At 35.1% G+C, this 20,367-nt stretch carries 17 protein-coding genes and 2 tRNA genes; 7 read left to right on the top strand and 12 right to left on the bottom strand.

Annotated elements, in window-relative coordinates:
- Nucleotides 1-175 precede the first annotated feature (175 nt).
- Complete coding sequence (locus HYN86_RS06265) at nt 176-409, bottom strand: hypothetical protein (protein ID WP_113677265.1); 234 nt, start codon at nt 407-409, stop codon at nt 176-178.
- An 82-nt stretch (nt 410-491) separates the two neighbouring features.
- On the opposite strand from HYN86_RS06265, the gene HYN86_RS06260 reads away from it, so the two are divergent.
- Nucleotides 492-722 carry a helix-turn-helix domain-containing protein gene (locus HYN86_RS06260; RefSeq protein WP_113677264.1) on the top strand — a complete coding sequence of 77 codons (231 nt, stop codon included), beginning with the start codon at nt 492-494 and terminating at the stop codon, nt 720-722.
- 392 nt (nt 723-1,114) lie between these two features.
- Nucleotides 1,115-1,906 (top strand): hypothetical protein, encoded by a 792-nt coding sequence (locus HYN86_RS06255; protein WP_113677263.1) that lies wholly within the window; start codon nt 1,115-1,117, stop codon nt 1,904-1,906.
- Nucleotides 1,907-2,063: 157 nt separating this feature from the next.
- Here HYN86_RS06255 and HYN86_RS06250 read toward each other — a convergent pair whose 3' ends face one another.
- From HYN86_RS06250 to HYN86_RS06210, 9 genes are all read right to left on the bottom strand, one after another.
- On the bottom strand, nt 2,064-2,729 hold the full coding sequence (locus HYN86_RS06250) for an HAD family hydrolase (RefSeq protein WP_113677262.1): 666 nt from the start codon (nt 2,727-2,729) through the stop codon (nt 2,064-2,066).
- Nucleotides 2,730-3,092: 363 nt separating this feature from the next.
- Complete coding sequence (locus tag HYN86_RS06245) at nt 3,093-4,676, bottom strand: MFS transporter (protein ID WP_113677261.1); 1,584 nt, start codon at nt 4,674-4,676, stop codon at nt 3,093-3,095.
- A gap of 1 nt (nt 4,677) precedes the next feature.
- The gene (locus tag HYN86_RS06240; protein WP_113677260.1) at nt 4,678-5,727 is read right to left on the bottom strand and encodes an HlyD family secretion protein; all 1,050 of its coding nucleotides are present in this window, start codon (nt 5,725-5,727) and stop codon (nt 4,678-4,680) included.
- A gap of 81 nt (nt 5,728-5,808) precedes the next feature.
- Nucleotides 5,809-7,164, bottom strand: a complete 1,356-nt coding sequence (locus tag HYN86_RS06235) for a TolC family protein (protein WP_113677259.1) — start codon at nt 7,162-7,164, stop codon at nt 5,809-5,811.
- A gap of 364 nt (nt 7,165-7,528) precedes the next feature.
- Nucleotides 7,529-8,341 (bottom strand): helix-turn-helix domain-containing protein, encoded by an 813-nt coding sequence (locus tag HYN86_RS06230; protein ID WP_113677258.1) that lies wholly within the window; start codon nt 8,339-8,341, stop codon nt 7,529-7,531.
- 510 nt (nt 8,342-8,851) lie between these two features.
- Nucleotides 8,852-8,925 (bottom strand) — tRNA-Asp (locus HYN86_RS06225).
- Nucleotides 8,926-9,464: 539 nt separating this feature from the next.
- A tRNA-Asp gene (locus tag HYN86_RS06220) sits at nt 9,465-9,538 on the bottom strand.
- A gap of 86 nt (nt 9,539-9,624) precedes the next feature.
- Complete coding sequence (locus HYN86_RS06215) at nt 9,625-10,551, bottom strand: DUF58 domain-containing protein (protein WP_113677257.1); 927 nt, start codon at nt 10,549-10,551, stop codon at nt 9,625-9,627.
- Nucleotides 10,548-13,115, bottom strand: coding sequence for a M1 family aminopeptidase (locus HYN86_RS06210; RefSeq protein WP_113677256.1), 2,568 nt, complete (start codon nt 13,113-13,115; stop codon nt 10,548-10,550). The genes HYN86_RS06215 and HYN86_RS06210 overlap by 4 nt, the downstream gene beginning before the upstream one ends.
- 154 nt (nt 13,116-13,269) lie before the next feature.
- On the opposite strand from HYN86_RS06210, the gene HYN86_RS06205 reads away from it, so the two are divergent.
- The 5 genes from HYN86_RS06205 (at nt 13,270) to HYN86_RS06185 (ending at nt 18,904) form a co-directional block, all read left to right on the top strand.
- Nucleotides 13,270-13,623: a hypothetical protein gene (locus HYN86_RS06205; protein WP_113677255.1), complete on the top strand. Its 354-nt coding sequence runs from the start codon at nt 13,270-13,272 to the stop codon at nt 13,621-13,623.
- A 387-nt stretch (nt 13,624-14,010) separates the two neighbouring features.
- The gene (locus HYN86_RS06200) at nt 14,011-14,928 is read left to right on the top strand and encodes a DUF4625 domain-containing protein (protein WP_162789314.1); all 918 of its coding nucleotides are present in this window, start codon (nt 14,011-14,013) and stop codon (nt 14,926-14,928) included.
- 15 nt (nt 14,929-14,943) lie between these two features.
- Complete coding sequence (locus HYN86_RS06195; protein ID WP_113677253.1) at nt 14,944-15,414, top strand: DUF4625 domain-containing protein; 471 nt, start codon at nt 14,944-14,946, stop codon at nt 15,412-15,414.
- A gap of 10 nt (nt 15,415-15,424) precedes the next feature.
- On the top strand, nt 15,425-17,632 hold the full coding sequence (locus HYN86_RS06190) for a TonB-dependent receptor (protein ID WP_230406436.1): 2,208 nt from the start codon (nt 15,425-15,427) through the stop codon (nt 17,630-17,632).
- Between the two features lie 51 nt (nt 17,633-17,683).
- Nucleotides 17,684-18,904 (top strand): hypothetical protein, encoded by a 1,221-nt coding sequence (locus HYN86_RS06185; protein WP_113677252.1) that lies wholly within the window; start codon nt 17,684-17,686, stop codon nt 18,902-18,904.
- A gap of 81 nt (nt 18,905-18,985) precedes the next feature.
- On the opposite strand, the gene HYN86_RS06180 is transcribed toward HYN86_RS06185, so the two are convergent.
- Both HYN86_RS06180 and HYN86_RS06175 read right to left on the bottom strand, forming a co-directional pair.
- Nucleotides 18,986-19,459, bottom strand: coding sequence for an SgcJ/EcaC family oxidoreductase (locus HYN86_RS06180; protein WP_162789312.1), 474 nt, complete (start codon nt 19,457-19,459; stop codon nt 18,986-18,988).
- Nucleotides 19,460-19,585: 126 nt separating this feature from the next.
- Entirely contained in the window at nt 19,586-20,173 is a 588-nt protein-coding gene (locus HYN86_RS06175; RefSeq protein WP_113677250.1) for a DUF4082 domain-containing protein, read from the bottom strand.
- Between the last annotated feature and the right edge of the window lie 194 nt (nt 20,174-20,367).

The raw sequence follows: 20,367 nt of genomic DNA, 5'->3' as shown, positions 1-20,367 counted from the left end.
GAAATGACAAACTATATGGCAACCTGCATTATAATTCACCTTGACGAAAGGAGATTCCAGCAAAACGACGGGTGTACAACATGAAAAAAATTAAGAAACAATCTCATTTTGTCGATTTGCTGTTTTCGTTTCTCCTTTCGGCGAAATGATCGGCGGTTAAAACACCATTTTATACTTAATCAATATCCAAATAAGGATCCAGAACTTCTGCCAATCTATTGAGCCAATAAAAATTATCTTCGAGATTGTTGATTTCAGTTTCTACTGTTTCGCATCCGCGCATGGAACATAAGGAAAGAACATAATTTACCTCTCGTATCGTTTTCGCCATATCTTTTGGATCGATAACATCAATAAAAAAAACTTTTAATCTATTTTCAATTTCATTCGAAAGGATTCCTGTAATCATTATCTTATATTTTGGTCAAATATAATAATTATTGACACAAATTTGTGTCAAAACAAAAAATAATTGTTATGACTTTTGAAATATGAATATTTCAGAAGAAACTTTTATCTCAAATCTTGGCATTCACATAAGACAGCTACGTGAAAAGAAAGGCTTATCACAACAAGCTTTAGCTGATGATTGCGACATTACAAGAAATCAAATTGGGAGAATTGAAAGAGCTGAAATAAATACTGGCATAAAAACTTTAATAAGAATATCAAATGCTTTAGATATTGACCTTAAAGAATTGCTTGATTTTCCTTTGAAATAATAATTCGGCTAAAGCCTTTCCCTTTCAAACATAAAAAAACCTCCAGCTAAAGCAGGAGGCAATTCATATATTTTATTTTTTTTAGAGTCTAGTTTGTCATTTCGACGGAGGAGAAATCTTAGCAAGTAACTCTACAAAGGAAGACTTTTAGCGCGGAGTTACTTGCGAAGATTTCTCTCCCGAAGTCTCGGGATCGAAATGACAATTTTGTGGTTACAATACAGCAAAAATCCTTTTAATCGTAATAATCAGTGGCAAAAACAAAAAGCAATTCAGAAATTTCTCCAATTATTTTATGTTTTAATCTCTAAATATTCTTATTTTTAAAATACCAAAAACCTAAATCTGCATATTTTATTTTGTTTTTAAATCTCTAAAATCATTTAGAACACATGAAAAAATACAGATTATTAGTCATTCTATTAGCCATTATTGCGGTGTTTTACTTTGCCAGAACGGTACGAAGTTTTACCGTTAAACAGGAAACCCGAACTCTTAAATCGGAACATTTTATTATTTCATACAGCGGAATTTATAAAAGTGAAGCTGAAAAAGCGAGCATTCATCTCGAGAACAATTATGCGCAAATAAGAGGAAATCTAAAAGATGTAAAACACGATTTGATAAAGGTTTTTGTTTACGGTTCGCAATTCAAGTTTAATGAAGCTACGGGTTTAAAAGAAAACACCAAAGGCACGAGCCGTGGTCCAAATGAATTTCATTTTGTGTGGACCAATTGGTTTAATTCTATTTTTCCAGACGATCCGCTCAAAACTGCGCTTCACGAATTTACGCACTGCGTTCAACTCAATATATTAATCGACAAGGCAAAAGAAACGATTATCACACAAGACCGACTCACTTTTGAAAAGGAATTTGATAAAAAATTCAAAACCGAATATCCCCGCTGGCTTTGGGAATCGATCAGTATTTTTGAGGCTGGAGAAGTAAATTCGCTAAGCGTAAAATACGCCAAAAGCAAAAACCTGACTTTAGAAGAGCTCAATAAAAGCAATCAGATTTATAATATCGGCTACACAATTATCGAATTTATGACCCAAAAATGGGGAAAAGACAGTCTGCCCAAAGTAATTGCATCTTTCGGCAATATCGAAAAAACTTTAAAAATAACTCCAGAAGAATTTGAAAAAGGCTGGATTGCTTTTTTGGAGGAGAAGTATTAAACATTTTTCTATTAAAGCAAGGAAGTAATTCGTCTGGTTTTGTCATTTCGACGAAGGAGACTCGAAATGACAAGATTGTGGTTATTATTAGCAAAAAACCTTTGTCAAAGTTTTAAACTTTGACAAAGGTCTCTCGTATCGTTTTGGAATTTGGAATTTATTTATTGGAATTTAATATTTCAATAACCTTATCCACATTCACTTCACTATAATCATTAATGTAAAAATTACATGGCGGAAGCTGTTCTTTTGTATGCGTGCTCAAAACACCAACAACTTTCATTCCTGCATTTAATCCTGCTGTAACGCCCGAAAAAGAATCTTCGAAAACCACACAATCCGACGGAGAAACCCCAACACGCTCTGCCGATTTTAGATAAACTTCTGGGTTTGGTTTATGAAGTGTTACATCTTCGCTGGACATCATCGAATCCATTTTGTCTGAAATTTTTAAGGCGTTTGCAATCAAATCAAGATTAGCACGCGGCGCCGAAGTTGCAACAGCCGTTTTAAATCCGCGAGATTTTAATTCGCTTAAAAAATCCAAATAATGCGGAATCGTATCGACTTTGTCTTTATAAATCTCACGAAACATTCCTTCTTTTTCGTCTTCGAGTTTCAGCAGTTCTTCTCCCGCAATTGGGCGCTTGAAAAAATGCGTCATGATATAACCGTTATGTTTTCCGTACATATGTTCTTCGAATTCTTCATTCGTATAAGGAACTTCATATTTATCGAAAAACGCCTCAAAAGCCTTCACATGATGCGGATTGGTATGCGAAATCACGCCATCCATATCAAAAATTACACATTGCTGTTTCATTATAGTATTTTGTTTTTTTAACGGTTGCAAGATAGGGTAATAAAGGGTTATTTCACAGAGATTCTCGGAGGTTTTTCGCAGAGATTCGCTGAGAGTTTTTTTTGAATCTCGCAAAGGCGCAGAGTCGCAAAGTTTTTATTTTAAGTAATGATTACAAAGTACTGTTTGTCATTTCGAGGAACGAGACTTCGGGAGAGAAATCTCAACAAGTAACTCTACAAAGATTGGACTTTCGTTGCGGAGTTACTTGTGGAGATTTCTCCTCCGTCGAAATGACATAAAATGAGAAAAAAATCCTTTAAATCTTATTAATCTGTGGCTTTAAAAACCTTTGCGACTCTGCGACTTTGCGAGATTAATTCATCAGCCTATCCAAATCTTACTCTTCACCAAAGTCATAGTCTGTCTCAAATGCTGATTACATGCTATTAGAACAATCAAAACCACGAGACCATATCCTACAATAGTATAAATTTCCATATCTGCCAATAAAGTTGCTTGTTTAGCAACTGTTCCAAAAACTTTTTTTAGCGCTAAAGTATTCGCATTATCTGAAGAATATCCTTTTGCCATAAAACTCTGTGCAGTTGAAGCAATAGTCTTCTGTGCTTCGGGATTTTCGCCTGTTACGAATTGACTAAGTTTTAAAAAGTGTTTTTTGTTTAAAAATACAACCGCATTCTGCATCACACAAAAACCAATTGTACTTCCCCAAAAACGACCAGAAACACCGACAATTCCCGAAGAAACCGCCATTTTTGCCGGAACCGATGATGTAGTAAATAAGATGAGCGGAACAAATAAAAATCCAACTCCAATGCCTTGTAAAACATACGGGATTATAATATCTGACAGCGCCACATCGGGCACAAAAAGGAATGTAAACCAAAAATGAAACAACGCAATCAGCGAAAATCCAATGATGAAAATAACTTTGGTCGAAACGGATTTCATCAGAAAATAAGCCGCTAAAATAAGTCCGATTACATTTCCTAGTCCGTTAATGTATTGCACGCCCGCAACACGCGACGGATCCCAATTCCAAATAGAAAACATCGCCGAATGACAAAGACTCAGCGTTGCCCTGCTGATGTAAAAAAGAAAAAACAATAAAAACCCGATTCGGAGATTGGCGTATTTAAAAACTTCAAAATCAAAAGTCGGCCTTTTTACCAAGCGTTCTTTAAAGATGAATAAACCTCCTGTAATCAAAGAAATCATCAGCATTATAACCATTTGAGAAGAGTCAAACCAATATTTTTTCTCAGCATAAACAAAAAAATAAGCGCCGCAAAGAATGGCTGTTAAAACCAAAAAATAACTCATCCAGTCGATTTGATATAACGGAATTTTCTTTGTGATTCGGTGCCCGCGAAAAGTAACTAAGATTAAAAAGACATTCAAAACCTGCAAGCCGCCCGAAACGTACAGCATGTATTTCCAATCGTAATGATCTAGAAACCAAACGGCAATATTCATAATAAATGGCGTTGACAATAACAGCGAACCGTAGTAAAATGAAAAACCAATTATAATGGCATTTTTAGAATTAAACTGTTCAATTAATAATTGTCTGATTGTAATTACCGGAAGCGCCATTAAAATTCCTTCTACAATTCTCAACATTAAAAAAAGATAAAAATTGGTAATGTACGCCGATGAAATAATCGTAATCCCGATTAAGGAATACACCGCCATTAGGTAATTTTTTGCAGGGAAAAAACTCGAAAATCGGCTTTCAATTAAAATCGTGGCGAGCAAAGTTCCATACGTAACGCACATTGCAAACTGCAAATCTTCTGGCTCGATATCCAGAAAACTAGCTGCGTAGGTTACGTTTGAAGTATAAACTCCCAATAAAATCATGGAATGCAAAAGACAGACAAACAAAATAATAATGATTGCCCATTTTGGAACCCATGATTTAAAAATACTTTTATCCTCCATTTTAGTGTGCCGCGATCACGGTGATATTCATTCCCGCTCTTAAAAAATCGGTTTGTTTGTCGGTGTCTTTTAACTGAATTCGAACTGGAATTCTTTGTTCGATTTTAACAAAGTTTCCTGTTGCATTATCTGGCGGAAGCAATGAAAATCTTGCCCCGCTCGCAGGTGATAAAGAAGCAATTGTACCAACGAAAGTTTTATCGCTCAATGCATCGGCTTTAATTTCAACTTCCTGTCCAACAGTTAAATATTGCAATTGCGTTTCTTTAAAATTGGCTGTAATCCATTTTTCTTTGCTCACGATTGAAAGCAGTGATTGTCCCTCTTTTACCAATTGTCCAGGCTGTAAAGTTCGTTTTCCAACCCAGCCGTCGTAAGGCGCTGTAATGATCGTGTACGAAAGAAATAATGCCGCATTATCTGCAACTGCTTGTTTGGATGCGATATTCGTCTTCGTTGTCGGAACATTTGCTTGTGCCACAGAAGTGGTTAAATCTGCCGAATGAATTCTGTTTTTCATTTCCTGAAAATGCGCCTGAGCCGATTCATAATCTGCTTTAACCTTTTCTAATTGTTGAGAAGTTGCCGCTTCTTCGCTTACCAAAGCTTTGTATCTTTCGTATTCTAGTTTGGTTTTCCAAAGATTCGATTTTGCAGCATCTAATTGCGATTCGTTAATTGCCGTTGCACTGGCTGTGTTTATAGCATTTTTTTGCGCTACAACGCTGTTTTGTTTGGCGTTTTGAACATCGGCCAAAGCCACATTCAATTTTGACTGATATTCTCTATTGTCAATCACCACCAAAGTATCACCTTTATGCACAAACTGGTTTTCGTTAAAACGAACTTCCTGCACATAACCTGTAATTCTAGACATAATTGGCGTTACATATTGTTCCACCTGAGCATCGTTGGTTTCTTCGTGGTTTCTGTTGAATACATAAAACCAAATTCCCAAAACAACCCCGCTCACTACAAGCGTACACGCAATAATTGTTATTAATATATGAAACGTTCTGTTTCTTCTAGTTTCATTTTTTATCTTAACCATACACTCTATATCTTTTCTTGTCTATTTTCTATTATTTACTTTTAAATCTTGCCTCTTGCTTCTTTCTTCTAACTTTCACATTTAACTCTGCGGAAGAATACCCGCCGTATGAAGCAATTCATAATGTTTCAGAACTGCATCCAATCGGGTAGAAATTTTGTTGTATTTCGACTGAAGCAACGCATTATCAGCATCCACCATTTCGGTTATTAAAACCAATTGATTTAAGTATTTCAGCTTTACAATTCGGTAATTTTCATTGGCCAGATCCAAAGCTTTGTCGACCACCACAAATTTTTCAAGGATTTCCTGATACTGCGTATGCTCTTTATACAGTTGATCCTGAATTTCATCTTTTATAATTTCAGACTGCATTTGCTGCCATTCGATTTTTTTGTTTGCCTGTTCAACTTTGGTTTTATTTTTATATAAAGCCGAAATATCAAAACGCGCTTCGATTCCCACCTGCCCTAAAGTGTACAAATACGGATTTGGTGGAAAAAATTTGTAGTTAGGATAATAAAAACCATAATTCCCAAAGAAGTTTACCGTTGGCAGATAATTTCCTTTTACCAACTGCAGTTCCGTTTTTTTGATGTTTAATTCCTGACTTGCAATGCGCATTTCTTCGTTTTGCAAAGCCTTATTCATATAAAAATCATACGGATCTAAACCGTTCAATTCATCAAGAGCAGCCGTTGTATCGATCGCAATTTCTTCGTTTTCTGGAATCTGAATTAAAGTTTTCAGATCGTGAAGCGCAATTTTAATGTTTTTGGAGTTTGTAAGCGCATTTAGTTCACGATCCGAAAGCTGCAATTCGGCACGAATAACTTCGTTTTTCGTAACCGTTCCATGTTTTTGAAGCGACTGCACTTCTTTCAATCGGCTTTTTTCTTCTTTGATGTTTTCTTCAAAAATCTTTTGAAGTTCCATCATTTTATAAATCGAAAGATAATTGGCCACAACTTCCAGCTCAATATCATTTTCGGTTTTTTCTGTTTTTATTTTCGCAATTTCGCTTTCCTGATTCGCAATTTTTATAGCGTTATTGATTTTATTTCCAGCATAAATTGGCATTTTAAAAGTCGAATTCACCTGATAAATTTCAGGAATTGCCTTGGTAACTTCTTTACCATTCAAGAAACCATTTCCTTTAAATTCGGTGATATTCGTAATTCTGGAATACTCGCCGTTTAATTCGATATCCGGCAGGCGAAGTTCTTTGCTTTCTTTAATATTTTGCTCTGAGAGCGTAATCTCTATTTGAGATCTAAGGATTTTTTTGTTGTTTTCTTTAGCCAGTTTCATCGCTTCTTTTAATGAAACCGTATGAATTTCCTGCGCTTGTAAATTATTGAATGCCAATAAAATTAAAAACAGCATCAGGATTTTGAGAAAACAGTCGTCTGTAGAATTTGTTGTTTTAAGTAACATGAATACATAAATATTTTATGTTGCAAAGTTCCTTCATTTTTACGATGACTGATAATTATAAAAAGTCAATAACGTATTCATTTCGGACAAATGTTAAAATCTCGTTTTTCGAAAACGTTATATTAAAATATTGAAAAACAATTCATTACAAAATGAATTTGGTTTGTGATATTTCACTCAGATTTAAAAGCAGATGAACGCTGATTTTATTTTTTTGAAAATCTCTCGCAGATTTGGCAGATTGAGCAGATCAATAAAATAAAAAAAAATCTCCTAAATCTGCCAGATCTGCGAGAGAAACATCTTTAAAATTTAAATTGAATAAAATCTGCTTAAATCTTTTAAATCTGTGTAAAATAAAAAATTACAGAATATCTTCCCCATTTAAATAATCGGAAGGCCTTTGTCCTAAAATCTTAAAAAACGTGTTGCTAAAAGTAGGAACACTATTGTAACCAACTTCTAGAGCAACCTCTTTTACGGAGAGTTTTCTTTCTAACAAAAGCTCGATCGCTTTTAAGATTCTTCGAATGGTATAATATTGAATGAAAGACATTTTGAGATCTTTTTGGAATAAGCGGTACAAAGAGCGTTCGCTGTAACCAAATTCATGAGCAACATCTGCAAATAAAATAGTTTCGCCCAGATTATTTTCAATATAACGCAGGATTTTACTAAGCCGTTTGTCTTTGGGCTGTGGTAATTCTAATGGAAGATTGTTGGTGCAGATTTGTGGAAGAATCGCTTTTATCGCTTTAGCAATGGCAAAGTTCGGAGTTCCTTTTTTAAGATCACCATTCCATCGATTCGTAAAAAGCATCATTTGCAGTAATAAATTATTCACCGGGTAAATACCTTCAACGCTATAAAACTCATCTTCTCCTTTTTCAACTGGAAAATATAAATTCCGCATCGTCACACTTTCAGATTTAGGTTCGATGCTATGCTCAACCCCACTCGGAATCCAGATAAAATGTCTTGCTGGTAAAAAGTACGTTTTGGTTTCTGTAGTTACAAAAACGACATCACCTTCTGCATATAGCATTTGTGCTTTGTCGTGTTTGTGTGTGGGAATAAATAATTCACCCATCAAATCGTGGTGACAGTAAATGCTCTTTTTATCAGCATCTACTTTCTTGATGTAATACTTATCTAGCTTTTGACCGGAATGTTCCATTGATGTAATTAAATATCTTTCGATATATAAATGTAGGGAAATTTAAAATTTAAAAACTCCAAAGCCAGATTGAGATTTAACCACAAAGTTCCAAAGATAAAAAAGGCAAGGTTCGCAAAGATTATAAAACATAGCCGATGGTTTCAACGATTGGAGCGATATATATATCATAATCTGTATGGCACGAAGCGTTCCCGTGGTTGAAACCACGGGCTATATTGAAACACAAAGCTAAATTAAATCTTTGTGAACCCTACATAAAGTTCGCAAGGTAAAAACGCAAAACTCGCAAAGATTATCAAACATAGCCTATGGTTTCAACCATTGGCGCGCTATATATATCACAATCTGTATGGCACGAAGCCTTCCCGCGATTGAAACCACGAGCTATATTGAAATACAAAACTAAATTAAACCTTTGTGGACCTTGTTTAAATCTTAGCGAACTTTGCGGTTAAATATATAAACAAAAAAAAGCCTTTCCGTTAAGAAAGGCTTCTTCCAATATTGCGGTCTGGACGGGACTCGAACCCGCGACCCCATGCGTGACAGGCATGTATTCTAACCAACTGAACTACCAAACCCTGCGTTATTTCGAGTGCAAAAATACAACAGAAGTTGGATTCTGCAAGGGTTTTTAGGAATAAAATTCAAGAAATTTTTAATTACTTAAATTCCAATATTTTAAAAATTGACTGTAAAACTAAAAAAGAAGAACTTTCTTTCTTTTTCTTAACCGAGAAGGTTTTCACATAGAAATATTTATCATTTTGCTAAACATAACCCGTGGTTTCAACCAGGGTATTTATATACATTGTGTTCCCGTGGTTGAAACCACGGGCTATATTTTAATATAATACGTACAAAACACAAAATCCGCAAAGCTTAAAAAAAACTTTGCGGACTTTGCGTATCCCGAGGCTTCGGGATTGCGCTCTTTGCGGTTAAAAAACAAAAGTGTCTTAAATCAAAAAAGCCATCCACAAAAGTGGAAAGCTTTTCATTGGTCTAACTACTAAACCAGCTACGAGTTACAAAGTCGTAGCAAAACAACACAACTAATCTTAGATACCGTATTTGGGCAAAAAAGCCTTTCCGTTAAGAAAGGCTTTTCCCAATATTGCGGTCTGGACGGGACTCGAACCCGCGACCCCATGCGTGACAGGCATGTATTCTAACCAACTGAACTACCAAACCTCTGCGTTATTGCGGTTGCAAAGATAGTACAGAATTTCATTTCTGCAAGTGTTTTTGTAAAAAAAATTAAATAAATTTTAAAATATTTATCCAAAGTTTTGTTTTTCAACCAAATATGTAGTCAATATTTTATCAAAATTATCGCCAACATTTACCGGAACATACTTAATTTGGTTCTTAGCACAGGTTAAAGCCAGATTTTTAAAATAGGCTGCTGCTCTTTTTTCATATTCTTCTTTTACATTATCAGCAAAAATAGAAACCTCTTCTCCCGATTCTAAGTCGATAAACTTTCTTGGCGTGTTATCAAAGTCAAATTTTAATTCGGTTTCATTGTCAACAATATGAAAGAGAACCACTTTATGCTTATTGTGTTTTAAATGCTGTAAAGCGTTGAATAATTTCTCATCATCTTCCGTCTGAAACATATCTGTAAACAAGATAATCATCGAACGGCGATGCATTTTCTCTGCTATTTGATGCAGATATGTAATGGTATCGGTTGTTTTTTTGACTTTTGGCTGCACTAATAGTTCTTCCAGTTTATTCAACAGCATTCTATGATGACGATCGCTTCCTTTTTCTGGTGCGTAATATTCGTATTTATCGGAGAAAACGCTTAAACCAACTGCATCGCGTTGTTTCTTTAAGATATTCATTAAAACCGCCGAGGCCAAAACCGCAAAACCAATCTTCTTTTCATAAAAAGGCTGATTTGATTTGAGTTCAGGATAATGCATTGAAGATGAATTATCAACAATTAAATGACAGCGTAAATTGGTTTCTTCCTCAAAACGTTTCGTGTACAAACGATCGGTTTTGGCAAACAATTTCCAGTCAATATGTTTGGTGCTTTCGCCTGCGTTATACACTTTATGTTCCGCAAATTCAGCAGAAAATCCATGAAACGGACTCTTGTGCATTCCCGATATAAAACCTTCCACAACCTGATTGGCCAGCATTTCAAGGTGCTGAAAACTGGAGACTTTCTCTATTTCCGATTCGATTTTCATTCGGTTTCTTTTTTAATATTTTGTGCTTTATAAAGCAAATCTGTCGATTGAAACAATTTCCTTTTTAAAATAGGACTAAAATTAGGATTTTCTTTTAAGAATCGCTGTACTTCATCAAAAGCATATTTCGACGAATACTTTCCAACTGTATTATCGAGCCAATCTTTCGGAAAGAAAATATCTCCCGTGCGTTGGATTTCATCTATCAAATCTAGTGAAAATCTAATATACTTTTGTGCACTTCCCTGACGAAGCGGATGATTTACATTTGCCAAACCTACCGAAACCCAAGATTCTTTTTCACGATTAGAATCCTCTTTTAATGATTCTATAAAGGCATTTCGAACCGATTCATCCTTTGACAATGACGGAAGCAGAAACTCAAAACGCTTTTGTTTATCTGGATTGGTGAAAGACGTTCTGGTTTTCTCCAAAATTTCATCTGCTTTTGGATGTTCAAAAATTGCCAGATTCATTGCCATATTGGTATAATCGTCTTCGTTTAATTTCAAATTCGGAATCGAGATTTCTCTGTTCCAAACTTTATATAAACTGGCTTTCGCCGAATCAGAATAGGCAATCGAAGTAAATAATCCAAATAAAGTCTTTTTGATATTAGGCGATAAATTAGCCTGTAAACGTTCGTACAAAATACCTTCAAGCTGTTTCTGAACTTTATTCTGCTGTTTTTCGGTTAAAAATCTCCAATAAATTGTATTTAAATTATTGGAAGCAATTCTTAAAACCAATTCGTTTTCTTCTGTTTGAATTGCTTTCAGAAAACAATTAAAAGCTTTTTCTGGCGAAACATTTCCTAGCAGCGTATTTTCATAAAGATTACTGTAACTCGAAGCTCTTGCAACCTCATCTTTCAACGTAGAAATATAATCTAAATTATTCCCGTCAAGCGGAAAAACTCCGTATCCAAAACCATTATAATTGTAAACAATGGCGAGCGGTTTTTCTAGTCCGATAGCTTCTTTTACAGCCGTATTTTTATCATTAATATTGATTGATAAAACTTTTACCTCATTGGCATATAATAAACCGATCTGAAAAACCTGAGGCCAGATATTCTCTGATTTATCCTCGGCTTGTTGTTGAATTTCAAAGCTTGTAATTCGGTTTTTAGCATCATATTCGATTTGATCTGTAAAAATGGCTCTTCCAGATTTGTTTACCCAAACGTCGCTCCATTTTTTCATGTCAAGCGGCGTTTCTGCATCAAGAAGTTCTACGAGATTATTCCAATCGGCATTGTTATTGGCGTATTTCTGAATGTATTTTTGAATTCCGTTCTGAAAAGCTTCTTTTCCCATTGAAGCTTCTAACTGACGCATCATAATAGGCGCTTTGTTGTAAATAATAGCTCCGTAAAGCGAACCAGCGTCTTTTAAATTCGCCAGATGCTGTTTTATAGGATGTGTACCCAAAGATCGGTCTTCCGCGAAAGCGCCACCATAATGCGCGGTAAAAAACTGGAGATTATGATTGACTCTCGGGAAAATCGGGTTCATAATTTTATCGGCCATGAAGTTGGCAAAAACCTCTTTCATCCAAACGTCGTCGAACCATTTCATTGTGACCAAATCGCCAAACCACATATGCGACGTTTCGTGGGCAATCAATTTGGCGCGGTTTAATTTTTCGCTATCCGTTGCGCTGTTATCCAAAAACAAAGTCGATTCTCGGTACTGAATTGCGCCAACATGTTCCATTCCGCCATACTGAAAAACAGGAATCGAAGCAAAATCTAACTTCTGAAACGGAAATTTATAATTGGTATATTTTTCTAAAAAGTCTAAAGATTGCTGGTGCAGATTGAAAATAGTATCGGCGCTTACGCGAAATTTCTCCGGACTATTTTCACGATACAGCATCGTCATTTCTAAACCTGGCTTTTGTGTCGCGCTTTTGAATTTTCCCGCCACAAAAGAAAACAAATAAGTGCTCATTTTGTCAGATTCTCCAAAAGTGTAAATTGCAAAATCTCTTTTTTCAAGTTTGTTTACTACATTGGCTCCAGCCAAAACAGACCAGTCTTTTGGTACAGAAAGTGTTAGTCTATAGGTCGCTTTTAAATCGGGCTGATCAAAACATGGAAACAAAGTACTCGCGCGATCTGGAACTAATAAAGTATATAAAAAATCATCATTTCTGTTTAATGATAAATTACCTGCAATAAATGAAAAAGAAACTAGATTTTTTCCCAAAACCAAAGCCGAAACCGGAATTACAATATGTCCGTTTTCATGAACAATAGAAAGTTTTTTTCCGTTTACTTCAATAGTTTTTATGTTGGCCGTATTCTCTTTAAAATCAAAAAGTAAGGGCTGACTTATATCAGACAAATTCAAATTTACAATCGAATAAGCCTTTATTCTTTCTTCTTTCTGATTCGGTATATCAAAATATAAAGTGTATCGAAGACCTGAAATTTGTTTTTTACGTAGATGTGCCAGCTGTTCTGAAACACCGTTTTCAAACAATCCACTTTCTTTTGATTGAGAAAAACCATTGAAAATCAAGATAACAAAACAAAGAAAGCTGTAGAAAATTTTCATTTTTAAGGAATATAAGATTTGCTAAAATTAGCAAAAGCATTGATTTTTCGCAAACAATTACTGCAACAACATTGCATTTAAGAATAAGATTTTTATATTTGCAACACTATTGCATTAATTCCAGCTTTAAATGAGCAGGAAATAATCTCAACGAATGAAAAAGAAACTTAAAATTATTAATCTTTTAATGCCTTTAATTGTATTGTTCGCAATACTTTTTCCGGCTGTCCATTCGTATGAACATATTTTAGACACCAAACTCTCAAAAGAGAAAGTAGAATTTTCGATTTCCGAAAAACCGCAATTCAAAGCAAAACTACATTCATTTCATAAATGTTCGATTTGCGATTTTAAATTCAGCGCTGTTGGTACACTTGAAGTTAATGCTTTTCAGTTTTTCAAAAATAATCCTATTGTAAAACACCTTAGTTTTTACAGCAAACCACATTTTACATTTTTTAAAGGGGCGCTTTTCTCACTGCGAGCCCCGCCAATTTTTACAATTTAGTATTTTTTTGTGCACCGATTTGTCTTGGCAATTCGACTATTTAGCTGTTTTAATGATTTCAGAATCTTAAAACACTTGAAAGCTATTTTATTCATTTTAAGCAGTTAATTTATTGAATTAATATTCACATTGCTTTTCTGCACAAAAAACACTTTCCACTTTTTCATGATATACACATCAGCACTAAAGCTTTTATTCAAGCCTTTGGTCATGACTGTGCTGTTTTAACTAGAGAAAAGAAAAATATGTCGCCTCTCTGAGGCTTTTTTTAGCTCCTAACTCCTTTTCTACAAATATTTCGTCCGTATGGGACTGAATATTGAAATCACTATACCCCTTTGTAACCCAAATACCCTTTATAAAATGATCAAAATCAAATCAGAAAAAATGAAAACAACAAAACTTATTCTAGCACTCTTTGCCGCAATTGCTTTTTCAAGCTGCAGCAATGACGACTCCGAAAAAGAACAAGCAATTCCTGCGATTGACAAAATCGAACTGGGTCTTGGAAACAATGAAACAGCAGCTATTGGTCAGGATTTCCATTTTAATGCAGAAGTCACCGCTGCTGATAAAATCGAAAATGTGCAGGTTAAAATTGTACAAAAAAGCAGCGAAAACTACTCAAAACCTTGGTCGCACGAAATTACTTGGGTGCAGTATGCTGGAGCAAAAAATGCAACAGTTCACAAACATTTTGATATTCCAGAAGATGCGGCAGAGGGAAAATACGATTTCATTATTACCGTAAACGATCAAAACGGAACGAAGCTGGAAGTAAAGAAAAACCTAACGATTTTCAAACTGGAAAATATTCCAGTAAACCCTGTCGCTTCGGTATTTACCGTCTTTATTAACGATGCTTTTATGTATAGAAAAGGTAAATTTTCAGATCCTGACGCCAAATTCAAAAACAACGATATTTTCGGTTCTCAGGTAACTCTTGAAGGTGTGAAAGGCGACGGAATTATGTATTTGCTTTTGATTAATAAAAATACCAAACATAATCCAGAAAGTGTAGATCAGATTGATTTTAGCAAAGTGATTGTTTATGATGTTTTTGAACATAAAAATATGGCCGAAGCAGGACAATTCTCCAACATTCCCTGGGATGGTGTTCAGTTTACCAGAGATACTCCAAAGCTTACCATTGGTGCTGCAAAAGACAACAATTCTCCAGTTCAGCAGGATTTAATTACCAACAAATTATGGGCAACTGGTAATTATACTTTCTTGGTTTTATATAAAAACACGACTTACAATATCAATTTTTCGCAATCTATTGAACTTCCATTTGCCCTTTAATTAAAATTAAAAAACATGAAAAATTTAAAGTTTGTAATAGGCATTTTTACACTTGCCTTTCTAACGTCCTGCTCAAGCGATGATGCCGATATCGACACCGAATATCCTATAATTGACATCACTGGAGCGAATGCTTTTCCAATTCAATGCAGTACAATCGAACGCGGGCAAACCTTCACTTTTAAAGCTGTTTTTAATGATAATGTCGCACTAGGTTCTTACAGCCTTGATATTCACCACAATTTCGATCATCATACGCATAGCACAGAAGTAACGACTTGCGAAATGGAAGCTGTAAAAAGCCCTGTAAAACCAATGCTTTTCATCAACAATTACACTATTCCTGATGGTGTAAAAAATTACGAAGCAACGGCACAGATTGCAATTCCTGCAGATGTTGATCCTGGAGATTATCATTTTATGATTCGCCTGACGGATAAAGAAGGCTGGCAGACACTGAAAGGTTTAAGTATTAAAATTTTATAACATCAGATTAATGAAGAATGCCTTATCCATTTATTGGAAATATTGTTTTTTACTCCTCAGTTTATTAATTGCAGCGGAAGCCGTTGCTCAAAATCAGCCTTCAGAAAAAAAACCAGAAATAAAAGAGCTTGACGAAGTTTTAATCAGCAATAATGCAGTTGAAAAACGCAAAAAAGAAGAATCTCTGAATGTTGAAACCGTAAACAATAGTTTTATTCAGCGAAACCTCGGCGGAAGCCTGATGCAGTCTCTGCAAAAATTACCAGGCGTTAAAACCATTTCGATTGGCTCGGGAGGTTCAAAACCGCTTATAAGAGGCTTGAGTTTCAATCAGGTTATTGTGGTGGAGAATGGTTTGAAACATGAAGGCCAGCAATGGGGAGCCGATCACGGATTGGAAATCGATCAATATGCGGTAAATCGAGTAGAAATCATAAAAGGCCCTTCTTCATTTATTTACGGATCTGATGCTGTGGGCGGGGCGGTCAACATAAAACCATTGCCGCTTCCGTCTCAAAATACTTTTGGCGGTAGCGTAGATATGACAGGAAAAAGCAATAATTCGCAATTTGGAAGTTCTATTAATTTATTTGGAAGAAACGAAAACTGCTTCTTTGATTCGCGCGTTACGACAATGGGTTATGGAGATTATCGTGTTCCGACCGATGTAGTCCATGTGTATAGTTATGCTGTTCCGTTATACAAAAATCATTTGCGGAATACGGCAGGAAAAGAACTTGACTTCCATTTGAGTACAGGTTATTCGGGAGAAAAGCTCAAATCGGTTTTTTATTTTAGTAATGTTCACACCAAAAGTGGATTTTTCGCGAATGCGCACGGACTTGAACCTAGAAATGTAGACATGGAATTACACGACAAATCGAGCCGTGATATTTTGATGCCGTATCAAGAAGTAAATCATCTTAAAGTGAGCAATACGACTTCTTTTCAATTCGGAAATCATGCTTTTGAAACGCAGATTGGTTTTCAGAATAATTTCAGAAGAGAATGGAGTCATTATGTGAATCACGGTTATATGCCGCCGATTTATCCTGAAGATATGTACGCGCCAAAAGATCTGGAGCGTCAATACGATAAAAACGTTTGGTCGTTTTCTGCGAAAGATGAATTCAGAATCAATCATCACCAAATTACGATTGGTTCTAATGTGGTTTTGCAGCAAAATGAAATTGGCGGATGGAGTTTTTTAATTCCTGCTTTCACTCAATTTAATGCTGGTTTATTTGTTTACGATAAAATTGAACTGAACGAAAAATGGTTTCTTCACGGCGCTGTCCGTTACGATTATGGAAAAATTAAAATGAAATCGTATTACGATTGGTTTCAGAGTGAAATTTCCGAAAACAATCAGACCAATTTAGAATATTTGCAGCGTTCTCAAGACTTAACGAAAACTTTTGACAGTTTTACGTGGTCTATTGGTGCAAATTACAATCCGGGAAAGCTTTCGCTGAAAGCCAATTTAGGCTCAAGTTTCAGAATGCCGATTGCCAAAGAACTGGCTTCAAACGGCGTAAATTATCATTATTTCCGATTTGAAAAAGGAAATCCGAATTTGAATGCCGAACGTTCTTATCAATTGGATTTGGGAATGGAATGGAAAGCGCAAAACTTCTCTTTTCAGCTAACGCCGTTTGCTAATTATTTTCCGAATTTCATTTATCTGAATCCGACTTCAGCTCATGATATTTATTATGGTGCAGGAAATCAAGTTTTTGAATACGAACAAAGTAAAGTCTTTCGTTATGGTGCCGAATTACAGACCAAATATTATTTCTTTAAATCTCTAAGTGCAGAAATTGCGGCCGAATATCTTTATTCGGAACAAAAATCGGGCAGTAAAAAGGGTTATACACTTCCGTTTTCTCCTCCTCCATCTGTTTTGTTTGGTTTGAATTATGAACCTCAAATCAGCTTTCTTAAAGAGCCTTATTTTTCTGTGGATTATCGCTTCACGGCAGAACAAAACAATATTGTTCCGCCAGAAAAGAAAACTGCCGAAAGCCATGTATTTAATTTCGCTTTTGGTTCAAAAATAAAGGCTGCAAAACAGGATATCAGCATTAGTATTCAGATCCAGAATTTATTTAATACGAGATATTTAAATCACACTAGTTTTTACCGCCTAATCGAACTTCCGGAAGCCGGCCGGAATATTATTGTTTCGATGAAGATTCCATTTTTGGTTTCCAAATAAATCCGGCTAGTCAAAACTCAAATATTTACAAATTTTTAATCTTTTATTACCATGAAAAACAATTTTTACAAACTGCTTTTTTTATTCGCTTTATCGCTTTTTGCGGTTTCGTGTAGCAACGACGACGACAACCATGACGATCACGATCATGACCATGATTCTGAAGAACATACATTTGTTAGAATTTTACTTTCTGACGAAAAAACCACAGAATTAACGCTTTTTGATCCATCAGAAGATAAAATTAGTTCGTTTACAGCTAAATTTCCAAAATCATCTTTGTACACTACAGAATCTGGGCGTTACGCGGGTATCATTCACAGAGACAATAATTTTGTAGAAACTTTCGACAGCGGATTGGAATTGCATGGCGATCATATCGATGTTGATGATGTTCCAAAATTTGGTTTCTTAACTGCAAGCGCGCAAAAACCAACACATTTTAAAAGTAAAATTGGCGAAATCCTAACCTTTAATGACGGAGACGGAACGCTTTCTGTTGGTAAAGAAGCCGACGTAAATAAATCTGGTGCAGCTTTCAAAACTATAAACGCAGGTTTATTGGCACATCACGGTGCAATGGCCACTTTTACAAACGGAACTTACGCTATTACTGAGAAAGACAATTCGGTAACTGGAACGCTTCCGGAAAAAGTAAAAATTATTGACAATACCGGAAAAACACTTTTCGACGCTAAAATTGCTACAAAAGGAATTCACGGAAATGCTTCAGACGGCGTATATGCGGTATTTGGTTCTGCAAGCGGTATTTTGGTTGTGGAAAGCAACGGAAACCAAAAACTGATCGATCATCCAGAAAATTTTGGAACAGCTTGGTTTGGAAGTATTTTAGAAACGGCTTCGGCTGGGAAATTTATTGGATATACGGCTGCAAAAGGCGCTTATTTAATTGATGTTGTAAACAGTACCGTAAAGCCAATTATTGAAAACACGACAATTATGCAGTGTAAAATTAGTTACGATCATAAAAAACTGGCTGTTCTATTGCATTCAGGAGATTTTAAACTTTACAATATCAGCAGTTTACAATTAGAAAAAGAAATCAAAGCCACTGCCTCAACTGCAACAGATGCAACACTAAAACCTCAAATTGCTGTAACAGAGAAATTTGCTTATATCACTTCTCCAACTTCAGGCGAACTACTGCAAGTGAATCTTTCTTCATCAGAAATTAAAAAGACAAAGGTTTCAAGCACGCCTTACATGATTACTATTATTGGTTATGAAAACAGCGAAACGCACAACCATTAATTAATTCAAAATCAGATTCTAATCTAAAAAAAAATACCTCACAGACTTAAAAATCTGTGAGGTTAATTATTTTAAAACTGTTTATTTTGGCGGTCCGTTTACCTGTGTCACCTGCATACTTACAATTTTCCAGACTGCATTCTTTTTTTCAAAAACAACGGTAATAAATTTGCTGTTTACTGTTCCTTTTTTAACAACTCCGCCAGGAACAGCATAATCTTCTTTTGCTGTCAATGTCTCTTTCATATGCGCAACCGCTGCATTTTCAGATAATGTTTTAGAATCTATCCAGTCAAATTTTACAGAAGTCGGCTTGATACAGCATTCATTAATATGTGAAAACTCAGTAATAATATTTTCTTTCCCCTGCCAATACATGCCTAAAAAGTTAATTAAAACTGCATCGTCACTAAAAGCCTGCGAGAATGACTTCATATCGTTTTTATTCCAATCTGATTCCTGCTGACTAATAATTTTTTTTAGTTCTCCTTCTTGATTTTGTCCTAAGCAAAATGTTGTGGTGCAAAAGAGCAATAACAAATGTATTGTTTTCATTTTCATTAGTTTAAGATTATTGACTATAAATGTACGGTTATTTTTAACTGATATTATATTTAAAAAAAGGTTTGACTTTTGGCCAAACCTTTTTCACTAACTAATTCAAAGCTATCCAAAAAAGAATTATTCAGTTTGTTGAAATTTAAACGTAATATCTCCAGCATAATACGTGTTACGTGCATTTGTTGGAAAAATAGTTTCCGCAGCTGTACTTGAGATGTATGCATATCCTGTAATAGTTATATTTCCAGCTACAATTGGATAAGTTGCCGCCGACCCGTCTGTTTTTGTTCTATTAATCCAGTCGTCGCTGTTTACTGTAAAAAAGTATTCCTTATCTTTAGTAAGCGCAATTGATGAAATTGCTTTTTCGACTGTAACATTGGCTGTAGCAACATTTACAGTTTCAGATTTTATTACTGTTTTAGTCGCTGCATCCCATAAAGTAATTCTTAAAGCTGGATTTACATCTGGAATTTTCACTATTAAAGCGTTTATTTTTCCAGTTACTGTTGGTTTAAAACTAAAACCATATTCATAAATTCCTGAGTTTTTTACATCTACTGCCTTCTGGCTAAATCCTGAGCCTGCCATATAAGCATCAAGAGGGTTTTCTTCTGCATATTTAATTGAATTGTCGTCGTCACTACTGCACGAAGCTGTAAAAAGTGCAACTGATAAAATGGTAAAAATGGTTTTTAAAAATTTCATAACAATTTGGTTTTAAAAATTTAATTAAATGACTCTTTTTTAATTCAATAGCTTTATTTTTGCAACAATCAGTAAAGGGCGTTTTTATCCTTTACAATTAATTACAAGACAAATTTGCAGCAATAAGTTCAAGCTAAAAACAGCCAATAGACGAACAGCATTTTAAATAGACAGATAACATAAATTAAGTTTGA

The sequence above is a fragment of the Flavobacterium fluviale genome (assembly GCF_003312915.1).
Lineage (GTDB): Bacteria > Bacteroidota > Bacteroidia > Flavobacteriales > Flavobacteriaceae > Flavobacterium > Flavobacterium fluviale.
The sequence above is the reverse complement of the archived record's forward strand: the minus strand, read 5'-3'. Positions and strand labels throughout refer to the sequence as shown.

What these genes read in the sequence shown, in the direction of transcription:
- HYN86_RS06265 (WP_113677265.1), bottom strand. Translation starts at nt 409, where the DNA reads ATGATTACAGGAATCCTTTCGAATGAAATTGAAAATAGATTAAAAGTT.
- HYN86_RS06260 (WP_113677264.1), top strand. Translation starts at nt 492, where the DNA reads ATGAATATTTCAGAAGAAACTTTTATCTCAAATCTTGGCATTCACATA.
- HYN86_RS06255 (WP_113677263.1), top strand. Translation starts at nt 1,115, where the DNA reads ATGAAAAAATACAGATTATTAGTCATTCTATTAGCCATTATTGCGGTG.
- HYN86_RS06250 (WP_113677262.1), bottom strand. Translation starts at nt 2,729, where the DNA reads ATGAAACAGCAATGTGTAATTTTTGATATGGATGGCGTGATTTCGCAT.
- HYN86_RS06245 (WP_113677261.1), bottom strand. Translation starts at nt 4,676, where the DNA reads ATGGAGGATAAAAGTATTTTTAAATCATGGGTTCCAAAATGGGCAATC.
- HYN86_RS06240 (WP_113677260.1), bottom strand. Translation starts at nt 5,727, where the DNA reads ATGGTTAAGATAAAAAATGAAACTAGAAGAAACAGAACGTTTCATATA.
- HYN86_RS06235 (WP_113677259.1), bottom strand. Translation starts at nt 7,164, where the DNA reads ATGTTACTTAAAACAACAAATTCTACAGACGACTGTTTTCTCAAAATC.
- HYN86_RS06230 (WP_113677258.1), bottom strand. Translation starts at nt 8,341, where the DNA reads ATGGAACATTCCGGTCAAAAGCTAGATAAGTATTACATCAAGAAAGTA.
- HYN86_RS06215 (WP_113677257.1), bottom strand. Translation starts at nt 10,551, where the DNA reads ATGAAAATCGAATCGGAAATAGAGAAAGTCTCCAGTTTTCAGCACCTT.
- HYN86_RS06210 (WP_113677256.1), bottom strand. Translation starts at nt 13,115, where the DNA reads ATGAAAATTTTCTACAGCTTTCTTTGTTTTGTTATCTTGATTTTCAAT.
- HYN86_RS06205 (WP_113677255.1), top strand. Translation starts at nt 13,270, where the DNA reads ATGAAAAAGAAACTTAAAATTATTAATCTTTTAATGCCTTTAATTGTA.
- HYN86_RS06200 (WP_162789314.1), top strand. Translation starts at nt 14,011, where the DNA reads ATGAAAACAACAAAACTTATTCTAGCACTCTTTGCCGCAATTGCTTTT.
- HYN86_RS06195 (WP_113677253.1), top strand. Translation starts at nt 14,944, where the DNA reads ATGAAAAATTTAAAGTTTGTAATAGGCATTTTTACACTTGCCTTTCTA.
- HYN86_RS06190 (WP_230406436.1), top strand. Translation starts at nt 15,425, where the DNA reads ATGAAGAATGCCTTATCCATTTATTGGAAATATTGTTTTTTACTCCTC.
- HYN86_RS06185 (WP_113677252.1), top strand. Translation starts at nt 17,684, where the DNA reads ATGAAAAACAATTTTTACAAACTGCTTTTTTTATTCGCTTTATCGCTT.
- HYN86_RS06180 (WP_162789312.1), bottom strand. Translation starts at nt 19,459, where the DNA reads ATGAAAACAATACATTTGTTATTGCTCTTTTGCACCACAACATTTTGC.
- HYN86_RS06175 (WP_113677250.1), bottom strand. Translation starts at nt 20,173, where the DNA reads ATGAAATTTTTAAAAACCATTTTTACCATTTTATCAGTTGCACTTTTT.